Consider the following 12337-nt stretch of genomic DNA (forward strand, 5'->3'; position numbering starts at 1 on the left):
GCGTCAACTCGCCATCATGGCGATGGCCGTTCGCAACCCACGACGCTTACCCGTGTGCGGATCGACGCCGAGCACTTCCTTGATGCCGCCGCGGACACGAAACTTCAACTCGGAGTGCGTTTCCGGTGCGTCGTCCTGGGAGGCGGAGAGAAACCTGTTGGGAAGCGACAACTTCCAGATGGTGCGCAATGTCAGACCGTACTGCTTCCACAGCGGACCTGTTGTGTACGGGAGATCGTACTTGTCACATAATTCACGAAGTGGCACAGCGATTTCCGAGTATCGGTTACTCGGCAGATCGGGGAAGCAATGATGCTCGATCTGATAGCAGAGGTTGCCACTCATGAATGCCATGATCGGTCCGGCGTGAAAGTTGGCCGAGCCGAGCATCTGTCGTAGATACCATTGCGCGCGCGATTCGTTCTCGAATTCCTCGAGAGTGAACTTCTCGGCTCCGTCGGGAAAATGCCCACAGAATATGACCGCGTAACTCCAGTAATTGCGTATGAGATTCGCAACGATATTTGCCGTCAATGTGGTCTTCCACGCTGGGCCGGTCAAGGCCGGGAACAGAATGTAATCCTTGGCCACCTGCCGTGCGATCTTCCTGCCGATTTCCTTTGCCATCTCGGATTTGTCAGACCACTTCACCTGCCCCTTACGAAGTTTGTCTGTCTCCAGATGGTGAAGTGCTACGCCCCATTCGAACAGTGTGGCCAGCGCGAAATTGGTGATCGGCTGGAATAGATAGTCCGCGTGCCACTTCTGATCTCGCGTGACACGCATGATGCCGTAGCCCACGTCATTGTCGAGACCGACGATATTGGTGAACTTGTGATGGGTGAAGTTGTGCGAGTGCTTCCAACCCGATGATGGGCAGGTGTTGTCCCACTCCCAGTTACTCGAGTGAATCTCGGGATCGTTCATCCAGTCCCACTGACCGTGAATGATGTTGTGACCGAGCTCCATGTTCTCGATGATCTTGCCGACCCCCAGAAGCGCTGTTCCCAGGATCCACGCGGGTTTCTTCTTGCTGGCAAACAGGACGACGCGACCGGCCACCATGAGCGAGCGTTGAAACGCGATAGTTCGCTGAATGTATCGAGCGTCACGCGCGCCGCGTTTGTCCTCGATGTCGAGCCGAATAGCGTCCAATTCACGCCCAAGTGCCTCGACGTCTTCCTCGGTGAGGTGCGCATATTCCTTGATATCGGTGATCGCCACTGTGTTCACTCCTGTCGCAGGGCCGGTTCGTCGGACGGTACCCCCATGAATCACCGGTGAAACGTCGACTCGCACGCTACGTGCGTCACCGCGCAATCTGTGCCAGCATCAATGAGCGTGAGCACCGACAACCAGATCACCATCCGAACTGCCACTGAAGCCGATTGGCCGGCGATCCAGTTGCTCGACTCGACGGGGTTCGGATTCCATCCGTCGACAGCCGACAAAACACTCACTCGGACGCTCTACCGCCCCGAGGACATCGTCGTCGCGACAGAGGGTGACCAAGTTGTCGGACTGGCCATCGAGTTCGACATGGAAGTCACGGTTCCGGGTGGGCACCAGCTACCCACTCGCGGAATCACCTGGGTGTCCGTCGCCCCGACGCACCGTCGCCGCGGAATCCTGCGCTCGATGTTCGTCCGGTTGCACCAACACATCGCGTCGACGGGGGCTCCCCTGGTAGCTCTGACGGCCAGCGACGCGCGTATCTACAACCGGTTCGGCTACGGCCCCGCAACCGTCAGCGAGAGCATCACGATCGATCGACGTTTTGCCGATTTCCGCCCGCAGGCTCCAACCGGAAGCGGCGTGCGGATCACCGACGCGCAGACCGCAGCCACGCTACTGCCCGCAATCTACGACCGCTGGCGCCTCGTCACTCCAGGCGCGCAAAGGCGTCCGCAGGCGCATTGGGATTTCACATTTGCCGACCCGTCCGACCATCGCGCCGGCGCCTCGGGACTGTTCTTTCTGACACATCCCGACGGCTACGTTTCCTACCGCCACCGAAGTGAAGGCTCCGACAGCGTCGTCGACATCGCCGAGTTCGTTGCCATCGACGACGACGCGTATGCCGCGTTGTGGCGGACAATGTGCGGGCTCGATCTCGTGACCCGCATCGAAGCCGAGCAGCACCCTGAAGATCCGCTGCGACTGATGCTGACGGACTACCGTTCGGTGCGGACAACCCGTCGATCTGACCGTCTGTGGCTGCGGATCATGGATGTTCCAGCGGCGCTCGAAGCTCGTGAATACGCCGCTGACCTCGACACTGTCGTCAAGATCGAGGATCCGTTCCTCGACGCGGGCGGTACGTTCGCGCTCAGCATTCGCGGTGGAAAGGCCACCTGCCGACCCACGGGCGCCGACGCAAAGATCACGATGCCGTCCGATATTTTGTCCAGCATCTACCTGGGTTCGCATCAGGCTCGAATCTTCGCGGCAGCAGGGCGCGTCCAGGCCTCGACCCCTCAGGAGATACGCGACTTGGACTTCGCTTTCGGTACCACACGCCCCGCAGTGATGGGGTATGGTTTCTGACTTTCCGAACGCTCCGGCGCGGGCGATTTTTATGCCTAACGGCACCGACACGGTTAGCCTCGACCAATGGCGTTTGTAGGAAAACTGGTCAATTGGCTTCCTGAGAAGATTCTCGTACGGGTTTTGCCGCACGCGGAGATGCTCAAGTTTCTTGTTGTCGGCGGCATCGCCTTCATCGTCACCACGGTGTTGTTCTTCGGCATCAAGTGGACCGTACTGCCGCAACATCCGGTTACCGCCAACATCATCGCGGTCCTGGTCGCGACAGTCCTGTCGTACGTCCTGAACCGGGAATGGTCGTTCGCTGAGCGGGGTGGACGCCAACGTCATCACGAGGCGGCACTGTTCTTCATCGTCGCCGGTATCGGCCTGGCCATCAACCAGGTGCCACTCTGGATCTCGAGCTACGTATTCGACCTCCGCCAGCCCAACGTCTCCGTATTGATGGAGAACTTCGCCGACTTCATCAGTGGCTCCATCATCGGCACGCTGCTCGCAACGGCCTTCCGTTGGTGGGCGATGCGCAAATTCGTCTTCCCTGAAGAGTCCACGAACGGCGAAATGATCCTCGATACGGAAGCCACGGACGCTTCTTCACTCGACTGACGCCGGCAGCAACCGAAGAGCATCACGCATCGGCGAATTTCGTCAATATTTGCACTATTTCAACCTTCCCGAAAGGTGCAAATACCCCCGATCCTTTTGTGTAGCATTTCGCCATCAAAGCCTCATGGAATTGTTTCCACAAGGCTAGGTTCTCGCCGCACAAAAGAATGGAATCACAATGAGAGAGACTGTGTTTTCGTATATTTCGGGGGGATCACCAACAAAGAACCAACATTCAAAACGTACCGTTTTCTTTCTCGTCGCATCCATTGTCATCGCGATGGGCGCTCTGGTAGTTTCTCCGGCCGTATCCGAAGCTGCCGTGATCGGCGCGGTCAAGACCCCCAGTGGACGATGCCTGGAGAACAAGTGGGGTGTGACATCGGACGGCAACCCAGTTCAGATCTACGACTGCAACGGCTCAGCCGCACAGATCTGGAGCGTTGAAAGCGATGGCACCGTTCGTGTGCAGACAAAATGCCTGGGCCCCCAGGGCGGTTCTCTGGTCGCAGGCACCGCCCTGGTCATATCGAATTGCACAGGCGCAGCCTTCCAAAAATGGACCTCCGGCCCCGGAGGTACCGTTCGAAGCCAGGTCAACGGACTCTGCGTCGAGAATCGCGGCGGCATCAACGCAAACGGGAATCCTGCTGTCGTACAGGTATGTAATGGGACGCAGGCCCAGAGTTGGTCGTACACCGGAGCCATCGTGACGCTTCCCTCTCCGTCAGGAGCTTCGGTACCGGTCGGCAATCTCAATGGATGGCGCCAGATCTTCTACGACGACTTCACGAAAGACGCTGCGCTCGGGACATGGGCAAATACGTGTGACCCCGACAAGATCGTCTACACCGGCGCACAAGGGCAAAAGTGGCGAACTTACCCGTCTTGTTATCTCGATACGTATCAGAAGCGGCCGTATCGCGCAGATCAAGTTCTCAGCGTCAAGAATGGCGTCCTCAATTTCAATCTCCACAATGTCAACGGCCAACCGGCGGGGGCAAGCCCGTCACCCGTCATCAACGGCCAGAATCAAAATCAAACCTACGGCCGCTATTCGGCCAGGTTCAAGGTCGACAATCCGAATCTCAATGAGTATTACGTCGCCTGGTTGTTATGGCCACAGTCCGAAGTGTGGCCACGCGATGGTGAATTCGACTTCCCCGAAGGCGGACTGTCCGGCACTGCAGGAGGTTTCCACCACTACTCCGGTGCGGGTTCTTGCGTAGGCGGGTGTCAGGAACTCGCAACGGACATCGGAGCGCGGTTCACCGACTGGCACACGTACACGATCGAGTGGTCGCCCGGGCGGATCAAATATCTACTCGACAACCAGGTAGTCCTGGAAAGCACGTCCTGGGTTCCGTCCACGCCGATGCGCTGGCAGTTGCAGACCGAGACAAAAGGCACGGGAACCAGCAACGGGAACCTGCTGCTCGATTGGGTCTCGGTATATGCCTACGACACGAGCGCACGGCCATAGCCTCAAACCCGAGAAGGTCCGCGTGCCAAGTGGCGCGCGGACCTTCTCGGTCGATTCGATGCGGAACTAGCTCAACCCACCGAAAACCACGACGAGACTGTTCACGGTGTTCGTCAGAGATTCGAACACGCCCTTGAGGACGAGGTCTGCGCTACCGACCGGGATCATGAGAATTGTCGAAAGGGAACCCATTGTGTGCCTCCATGATTGGACCAGGCCGAAGAAACCGGCCTTCGAGAAAGTTGATCGCGCTCGGATAGAGCGCACATTGAAGTGCGGTAGCGACTACTGGTAGTCACCGCAGTCCGGGCGCGCTATCAGCTACCGAACGCTCCACCGAGCACACCGAGGAGGTACTTGAACGCAGCCAAAGCCTGGCTCTGGGCAAGAAGATCGGCGATCGATCCCATGTGAAACTCCTTATGTGAAGGGTTGCTGTACTTGCGCTTTCGCTGGCCAAAGACAGCAAACATCGCTCGTGCCCGAGCTGTTCACCCGGGCACCATCGGATGCTAACACCGTGATCGAGAGCTGTGGGGTGCTACGAATGTGCCCCCAACTGCAGGGGTATTCGGCCTTCCCGTCGATGAAGCCCACGCTTCATTTCGTCTACTGAAGCGTCGCCATCAGTTTCGGACCGTCCACCACCCGGCCGAGGAATCGGTCGGCATCGGGATCGGTCGCAAGCCAGACTGCGGCCGCTGCCGGAACCGACGCCGGTGTGGCCGCAAAGCCTGCGTCCACAATCGCGTCCGCACCGCCGCGAGCCTTACCGGATTCCGTGATCACGAACCCCGGACTCAGATTGAATGCCTTGATACCGGCGCCGCGGTACTCCGAGTTGATCGCACCCGCAATGCGCCCGAAGCCGGCCTTCGACGCTGCATACGACAAGCCCCACCCGCCTTCACCCGGAGGCGCCGGTGGGTCCATGGTGGCCGAACCGGACGCGAGACCGATGACAACACCGTTGCCGCTCTTGATCATCGACGGAAGGATCACCTGGACCAGAGCGAGCTGATGCAGATAGTTTCCGACAACCATTGCCTGAGCATCGTCGATTTCGATGTCGAGAATCCGGTCCATGTTGCCAACCGTCTGTGCATAGGCATTGTTGACCAGCACATCCACGCGGCCCCACTCGCGCAGCACCTGCTCACCGGCCGCAACAACCGATGCCCGATCGAGGAGGTCCATCGGGACCGCCAACGCCCGCACGCCGCAGGCCTCGATTTCGGCAACTGTCGTCTCGAGGCTTCCGGTAACAGGGATAACCTGCTCGCCGTCGCGCGTTCGCGGCGCGGCTCTGCCTTCACCTTCACGGACGGTGCGGGCAGTGATCGCGACATCGAATCCGGCGCGAGCAAAAGCCAGTGCACATTCGCGGCCGATACCGCGAGAAGCGCCGGTTACCAGCGCAACTCGGTTCACAGGAACCTCGAACGACCGTGAGTCTCGAATTCCTTCTCGAGGCTTTCGATGTCAGCTTCCGTCATCAGCGTGTACTCGGGAGCGCCGCGGCCCACCCAGTGGTACACCGGCTCGTCGGTCCGCCAGCGATCGACCTGCAGGTCACGCTTGAGCACTTTGTTGGAACCCGTGACGGGCAGGTTGGTCGAAACGCGAATGAAGCGAGGTGCAGACTTGGTTCCCAAATCTGCTTGTGCGGCAAGGTAAGCCGCAAATTCGACGGGATCGAAGTCCGCCAGATCCGCTACCTCGATGCCCGCCATGACCTGATCACCGGAGCGCGGGTCAGGCACGGCAAACACACCGGTCGCGATCACCTTGGGGTGGCGGCGCAGAATATGCTCGATCATCAGAGCTGACGTGTTCTCACCGTCCACGCGGATCCAGTCACCCTTACGACCGGCGAAGTAGATGAATCCCGCTTCGTCGACGTAACCGAGATCGCCTGTCCAGTACCAACCGTCACGGATCTTCTCCGCCATGGCGTCTTCGTTCTTGTAGTAACCCTCGAACTTCTGCGAACCTGCCTTGTCGACCATTTCGCCGATGGACTCGTCCGAGTTGAGCACGTGGCCGTGCTCGTCCAGGATCGCGCGCGGACGCTCTTCCTTGGTGTCGGGATTGACGATGACGATGTTCTCGTTTGCCGGACGTCCCAACGCTCCCGCAGGCTGGTTCGGATCGAGAACCACCGAACCGGCGCCTTCGCTCGAGCCGTAGCCTTCGAAAAGCTGTGCGCCGAAGCGACGAATGAACTCGGCCTTGTCACCCGGCGACGCTTCGGTACCAAAGCCGTGTGTGAGTGTGTTCTCGATGTCGTCGGACTGCTCCGGCGTCGCCATCAGGTAACCGAGAGCCTTGCCGACATACGTGAAATATGTTGCGCCGTAGAACCGTACGTCGGGCATGAACCCTGAAGCCGTGAACTTGCGAACGAGGCAGACTGTCGCGCCCTGTGACAGCGCGGGAGCCCACAGTGCCATCAGCGCATTGCCGTGGAATAGCGGCATGCAGCAGTAGCAGACGTCATCGCGATCGATGTCGTACTTGGCGCAGTTCGCGTATGCGAGTCGGGTCAGACGGCCCTGGCTGCATCGCACGGCCTTCGACATACCGGTGGTGCCGGAGGTGAAGAGGAGGAGGAAGAGCGTCGACGCGTCGACACCCAGATCGATCTGCGGTGTCTCGACGCGATGCGCAGCAACTGTTTCGGCGTACGACGCGTCGTCGACGAGGATGAAGCGGTCGTCGGTCAGACCGAGATCGAGACCCGCGAGCTTCTCGTGTCCGGCCTTGTCCGTGACGATCAACTGACAATCGACGTACCGGACCTCCGCTTCGAGTTCAGCACCCCGACGAGTCGGGTTGATTCCGACGATCGTGGCTCCCGTCAGCGCCGCGCCGCCGAGCCAGAACAGAAACTCTGGCTCGTTCTCGAGGAGAACACCGATGTGAAAGGGGCCAGGCGCGCGAAGCGACTTGGCGTACGAACCGCGGGCAGCACTTTCATGGACAACCTCGTCCCACGTCCAGTCCTGAGTACGAGTCCGCAGACCCAGATGCTGATCACCGACACGATCGATCAACATCTGTGCGACGTCCTCGCGCTGCGGAATGGCAACGGAACTACTCGTCGGTGCTTCGGTGGCGGTGTTCGTCATCGTGATCCTGTGTCCTACTCGGGAGGGGAAGGAATTCGTGTGCGCTCACGCTCATTCCTTCGGCTGCGATTCTGCCGGAACGCTAACTGCGCGTTATGTCAGGAACCCGCTCAGTCTCGCTCAGTGGTAACCGCCCCACAGATAGGATTGTCCCGTGACATTTTGTGACGTGAAAAGCGCCACAATACGAAAGGCCAATCCATGACTGCCCCCGCAGATCCGCAGTTGCTCCTGGACCAGGCGGTCTCGCGCCTCACCGGTCCCGGTGGGCCGTTCGAGATCGTCGAAGAAGAGGTTCTCGGCACCGTCATGCCCGTGATGAAGAATCGCGGACATGCCATCGGTGAGCTCATCTCCGCGTCCCGGGCCTGGGGAGACGGCGACTACCTGGTCACCAGCGACCGTCGTATCTCGTTCACGGAGCACGCCGACGCCGTAGCCGCGCTCGCGACTGCACTGCGCGACAAGTACGGCGTCCGCAAGGGCGATCGGGTGGGAATTCTTGCCGCCAACAACCCTGAATGGGTCATGACCTTCTTCGCGACGCAGGCACTCGGCGCCATCGCGGTCGGCCTCAACGGCTGGTGGGTTCCGCGCGAGGTGACACACGGTATCGAGCTGTCGAGCCCGAAGGTGCTGGTAGTCGACGCGAAGCGCGGCGCTGCGCTTCCCGAATTGCCGGCAGGCATCACCGTTCTGACCATGGAGGAGGATCTGCCCGCACTCATCGCCGAATACGCCGGCGCTGATGTGCCCGTCGCGGATATCGACGAGGACGATCCGGCTGTCATCCTGTTCACCAGTGGCACCAGCGGCCGCCCCAAGGGCGCCCTGCACTCGCACCGCAACGTGATGGCTGTTGTCGATTACCACAAGTACAGCGACGCCATCGGGGCTGCGTTCATGGGCCGCGAGTACGACGGCTCCAAGCCCAGCCCGCTGCGCTACCTACTGACGTCCCCCCTGTTCCACATCGCGAGCCTCCACAACCTGGTCATCCCGCGTCTGGCTACCGGCAGCGCGGTCGTGATGATCGAGGGCGGCTTCGACGTGGACAAGGTGCTCGGTTTGGTCGAACGCGAACGCATCACCAACTGGGGCGCGGTTCCCACCATGGCGTCGCGGTTGCTCGAACACGGCAACATCGGCAAGTACGACGTGTCCTCGCTTACGGCATTCTCGCTGGCATCGGCACCGTCGTCGCCCGCGTTCAAGGAACGCCTCAAGGAGCAGGTGCCGTTTGCCCGCAACGCTCTGGTCGACAGCTACGGCCTGACCGAGTGCAGCACGGCTATCGCCGTTGCCGTCGGCGCTGAGCTCGAAGAGTTCCCCGGCACTCTCGGACGCCCCATCATCACAGTCTCGATGGAGATCCGTGATCCCTTCGGCGAATGGCTGCCCGACGGCATCGAGGGTGAGGTCTGCGTGCGCAGCCCATTCGTGATGCTCGGTTACTGGGAGAACGAAGAAGCCACCGCTTCGGCTATCTCTCCCGGACGCTGGCTCCGCACCGGCGATTTCGGCGTGATCGAGAACGGTCGCCTCCGTCTGACCGGACGCCGGTCGGATCTCATTCTGCGTGGCGGCGAGAACGTCTACCCCACCGAGATCGAACAGACCCTCGACGAGCATCCCGACGTCATCGAATGCGCCGTCATCGGTTCGCCCCACCCGGACCTCGGCCAGGAAGTGTCAGCCGTTGTCGTTCTGCGCTCCGGTGCGGTCACCACCGAGGAAGATCTCCGCGAATTCGCGGCCGAGCGTCTGTCGTACTTCAAGGTTCCCTCGAAGTGGCGTATCACCGGCGATCTGTTGCCCCGCAACGCAACCGGAAAGATGGTTCGCCGCGAGATCACGGTATGACCGAAGAGCTGTCACGGATCGTCGCCGAGTCGGCGATCCGTGACCTGCTCTGCGAGTACACGCACCTGATCGACCAGGGCAGATTACGTGACGTCGCAGCATTATTCGCGCGCTCCGATTACGGCCAGTGCGGCGCGGACGGCGTTGCAACAACTCTGATTTCGTCCGACGCGGATGCCGTGTTTGCCGCGTGCAGCAGCTTCATCCGGATGTACGGCACTCCCCCGGTCCCGCGAACCAAGCACCTGTTGACCAATACCCGCATTTCGGTCGACGGGGACGAGGCGTCGGCGCTGTCCTACATCACGGTTATCCAGGGCACCGAAGATTTTGCCCTGCAACCCATTTTGTCGGGACGGTACTTCGATCGATTCACCTGCGTCGACGGATCGTGGCAGTTTGCATCACGACTTTTCTGCATGGACAGCATGGGTGACATGTCTGCTCATGCCAACCGGTCACTCTGAGTACATCTCGCAGCACCTTCAACGGGGAGACGAATGATGTTCAAGGCAATTGCGCTACTCACTCGTAAGCCTGGACTCACGAAGGAAGAGTTCATCGCCTACTACGAGAACAACCATGCCCCACTGATTGTCGCAACCTTTCCGTCGATCGTCGAGTACCGGCGGAATTACCCCGATCTCGCTCAGGTTCTGCGTTCAGAGGGCACACCTGACCCTGCCTTCGACGTCATCACCGAAATGTGGTTCCACGACAAGGCCGGATACGACGACATGCTCGCCACTCATGCCCGACCGGAGATCGGCGACCGGATCCGGGCCGACGAATCCAACTTTCTCGATCAAAGCAAGATCATTCAGTTTGTTGCCGACGAGCGCGAATTGCCGCACAGCTGAGACTCGCCCGTCGTTCCCGTAGATTTTCGGAAAGGACTGTTTGCATGGAAATCGGTGTCAATGTGCTGGGCCTCGAGGCACTGTTCGAGGGAAAGATCAGACCGGTTCTCGATTTTGCTGCTGCCGCTGATCGCGTCGGCGTCGACTTGATCTGCACCGGCGATCACCTCGGGTTCAATGCTGATGCTCATGCCCAGCGTGTGAGTGATCACAACTTCTTGTTCCCACTGGATCATCCTTGGTACGAGCCGATTTCACTGCTTTCCTCAATTGCTGCCGTCACCGAGCGCGCACGCCTCGGAGTGTCGGTTCTGATTGCAACGGTTCGCCCACCTGCGCTGCTCGCCAAACAGGTCGCCACCCTCGACGCGTTGTCGGACGGGCGCGTGACCATGGGCTTCGGAGTCGGCTGGCAGGAAGCCGAATACACCGCAACGAACATGCCTTTCGACGCCAGGTTCGGGCGCATGGAGGAAACCGTCGCAGCGTGCCGCGAACTCTGGACCCAGGCTCCCGCCAACTTCAAGGGGCGCGACTTCTCCTTCGAGAACTACCACAGCATTCCGCTCTCGACCCAAGACCGCGTTCCCGTCCTCTTCGGGTTCGGGCCCAGCCAGCGGAACTTCGACCGGATCGCTCGCGTCGCTGACGGCTGGACCGTCAACCCAGCCGACTTGGCGACCTTCACCGACAGTGTTGCGCTGCTGCGCAACACCTTCGAGGCCCACGATCGCGATCCCGACACAGCGCGCGTCCAAGTTTCTGCTTCACCCGTTCGTCGCGACAACGGAAGCATCGACCTGGAAGCCACCGCGGAGAAGGCTCACGATTGGTCCGACCGCGGGGCCTCGGTTGTCGTATTCCGTCCAGTCGTATTCGATTGCGCCAGCGAAGAACTACCGGAATTGCTCGACTGGATGATCAGCGTGAAGGAGTCCTGAAATGGATCAGGAACTGCAGGACTTGTTGGACAAGCAGGCTATTCGCGAAGTGGTCTTGACCTATGCCCGCGGCATCGACCGGCTCGATTTCGATCTCGTTCGTAGCGCCTATCACCCCGACGCTATCGATCATCACACCGGATTCGACGGCAACATCGACGAGTACATTGCCTGGGTGAAGCCCAAGCTCTCCGTCATCGGCGGCACCATGCATCACATCGGCAACCACCTCGTCGAACTGCACGGTGACCACGCGATCAGCGAGGCGTATTCCATGTCAACGCATTGGGGCGGTCCCGAAGGCGTCGGGATGATCAACTTCACCAGCGGCGCACGCTTCATCGACCACATGGAGCGTCGAAATGGGCGTTGGGCAATCAAGGAACGCTGGGCCGTACGTGAATGGACCCGCTCCGACGAAGGCCGATTCGTGAATCCCGAGAGCGCCGGACCCCGAGGACGACGCGATGACTCAGATCCATTGGCCGCTTTGAGAAGGTCCCTTCCACAGTAATCGGACTTTTCCGACTGATTTCGAAAAGCTGTTCTATTCGAACAGGGTTTCGATTACGGTGGGAGGATGTTCGATCCGGGGGTGGGGAATTTCGGTATCTCGGCACAGCTGAGTGGTACCGAAACCGATTGCGCCCTCATTGATCTCATGAGTGAGTTGCATTCATGTGAAGCGATGCTGGTCGAGCGGAAACTGGCCGTGGTGGCGGAATTCTTCACCCGTCGTAGCGCCGAGCATGTCGAGGGCGGTACGTGGACGTCGTCGGCGCACGAGCTCGCCGAATCGGAGGTCGGCGCGGTGTTGACGATGGGCCGGGCTGCGGCGGGGAAGCTCATCGGGTTGGGTTTTGCTTTGAAGACGCGGTTGCATCGCACGCGGGCGGCGATGGCCCG

General features: G+C 60.1%; 12 protein-coding genes and 1 pseudogene. 9 read left to right on the forward strand and 4 right to left on the reverse strand.

Annotated features, from left to right (window positions below; translation table 11 throughout):
• Positions 1-3 precede the first annotated feature (3 nt).
• Positions 4-1224 (reverse strand): fatty acid desaturase family protein, encoded by a 1221-nt coding sequence (locus V2B23_RS26015; protein WP_430952943.1) that lies wholly within the window; start codon positions 1222-1224, stop codon positions 4-6.
• Between the two features lie 117 nt (positions 1225-1341).
• Here V2B23_RS26015 and V2B23_RS26020 point away from each other — a divergent pair, with 117 nt between their 5' ends.
• The 3 genes from V2B23_RS26020 to V2B23_RS26030 all read left to right on the forward strand — a co-directional run bounded on the left by V2B23_RS26020 (position 1342) and on the right by V2B23_RS26030 (position 4636).
• A complete protein-coding gene (locus V2B23_RS26020; RefSeq protein ID WP_430952944.1) occupies positions 1342-2547 on the forward strand; it encodes an enhanced intracellular survival protein Eis in 1206 nt (401 codons plus the stop codon).
• 66 nt (positions 2548-2613) lie between these two features.
• Positions 2614-3153, forward strand: a complete 540-nt coding sequence (locus V2B23_RS26025; RefSeq protein ID WP_092803831.1) for a GtrA family protein — start codon at positions 2614-2616, stop codon at positions 3151-3153.
• 280 nt (positions 3154-3433) lie between these two features.
• On the forward strand, positions 3434-4636 hold the full coding sequence (locus tag V2B23_RS26030) for a ricin-type beta-trefoil lectin domain protein (protein WP_430952945.1): 1203 nt from the start codon (positions 3434-3436) through the stop codon (positions 4634-4636).
• Between the two features lie 66 nt (positions 4637-4702).
• Here the strand turns inward: V2B23_RS26030 and V2B23_RS26035 are convergent, their stop codons facing one another.
• From V2B23_RS26035 to V2B23_RS26045, 3 genes are all read right to left on the reverse strand, one after another.
• Complete coding sequence (locus tag V2B23_RS26035) at positions 4703-4828, reverse strand: hypothetical protein (RefSeq protein ID WP_255285241.1); 126 nt, start codon at positions 4826-4828, stop codon at positions 4703-4705.
• A gap of 417 nt (positions 4829-5245) precedes the next feature.
• Entirely contained in the window at positions 5246-6067 is an 822-nt protein-coding gene (locus V2B23_RS26040; RefSeq protein ID WP_430952946.1) for an SDR family oxidoreductase, read from the reverse strand.
• A complete protein-coding gene (locus V2B23_RS26045) occupies positions 6064-7695 on the reverse strand; it encodes an AMP-binding protein (RefSeq protein ID WP_430952958.1) in 1632 nt (543 codons plus the stop codon). Before V2B23_RS26045 ends, V2B23_RS26040 begins: the two co-directional genes overlap by 4 nt.
• Positions 7696-7968: 273 nt before the next feature.
• On the opposite strand from V2B23_RS26045, the gene V2B23_RS26050 reads away from it, so the two are divergent.
• The 6 genes and pseudogenes from V2B23_RS26050 to V2B23_RS26075 all read left to right on the forward strand — a co-directional run.
• Entirely contained in the window at positions 7969-9630 is a 1662-nt protein-coding gene (locus tag V2B23_RS26050; protein WP_430952947.1) for a class I adenylate-forming enzyme family protein, read from the forward strand.
• On the forward strand, positions 9627-10097 hold the full coding sequence (locus V2B23_RS26055; protein WP_430952948.1) for a nuclear transport factor 2 family protein: 471 nt from the start codon (positions 9627-9629) through the stop codon (positions 10095-10097). Before V2B23_RS26050 ends, V2B23_RS26055 begins: the two co-directional genes overlap by 4 nt.
• Positions 10098-10130: 33 nt before the next feature.
• Positions 10131-10490, forward strand: coding sequence for an EthD domain-containing protein (locus V2B23_RS26060; protein ID WP_430952949.1), 360 nt, complete (start codon positions 10131-10133; stop codon positions 10488-10490).
• A gap of 44 nt (positions 10491-10534) precedes the next feature.
• On the forward strand, positions 10535-11431 hold the full coding sequence (locus V2B23_RS26065; protein ID WP_430952950.1) for a TIGR03619 family F420-dependent LLM class oxidoreductase: 897 nt from the start codon (positions 10535-10537) through the stop codon (positions 11429-11431).
• Between the two features lies 1 nt (position 11432).
• Complete coding sequence (locus tag V2B23_RS26070; protein WP_430952951.1) at positions 11433-11945, forward strand: nuclear transport factor 2 family protein; 513 nt, start codon at positions 11433-11435, stop codon at positions 11943-11945.
• Between the two features lie 66 nt (positions 11946-12011).
• Positions 12012-12337 (forward strand): annotated as a pseudogene (locus tag V2B23_RS26075) (HNH endonuclease); the annotation flags it as partial.

This window comes from Rhodococcus sp. 24CO (genome assembly GCF_050586165.1).
Taxonomy (GTDB): Bacteria; Actinomycetota; Actinomycetes; order Mycobacteriales; family Mycobacteriaceae; genus Rhodococcus_F.

What these genes read in the sequence shown, in the direction of transcription:
- V2B23_RS26035 (WP_255285241.1), bottom strand. Translation starts at nt 4,828, where the DNA reads ATGGGTTCCCTTTCGACAATTCTCATGATCCCGGTCGGTAGCGCAGAC.
- V2B23_RS26025 (WP_092803831.1), top strand. Translation starts at nt 2,614, where the DNA reads ATGGCGTTTGTAGGAAAACTGGTCAATTGGCTTCCTGAGAAGATTCTC.
- V2B23_RS26065 (WP_430952950.1), top strand. Translation starts at nt 10,535, where the DNA reads ATGGAAATCGGTGTCAATGTGCTGGGCCTCGAGGCACTGTTCGAGGGA.
- V2B23_RS26070 (WP_430952951.1), top strand. Translation starts at nt 11,433, where the DNA reads ATGGATCAGGAACTGCAGGACTTGTTGGACAAGCAGGCTATTCGCGAA.
- V2B23_RS26045 (WP_430952958.1), bottom strand. Translation starts at nt 7,695, where the DNA reads ATGTTGATCGATCGTGTCGGTGATCAGCATCTGGGTCTGCGGACTCGT.
- V2B23_RS26060 (WP_430952949.1), top strand. Translation starts at nt 10,131, where the DNA reads ATGATGTTCAAGGCAATTGCGCTACTCACTCGTAAGCCTGGACTCACG.
- V2B23_RS26055 (WP_430952948.1), top strand. Translation starts at nt 9,627, where the DNA reads ATGACCGAAGAGCTGTCACGGATCGTCGCCGAGTCGGCGATCCGTGAC.
- V2B23_RS26030 (WP_430952945.1), top strand. Translation starts at nt 3,434, where the DNA reads ATGGGCGCTCTGGTAGTTTCTCCGGCCGTATCCGAAGCTGCCGTGATC.
- V2B23_RS26050 (WP_430952947.1), top strand. Translation starts at nt 7,969, where the DNA reads ATGACTGCCCCCGCAGATCCGCAGTTGCTCCTGGACCAGGCGGTCTCG.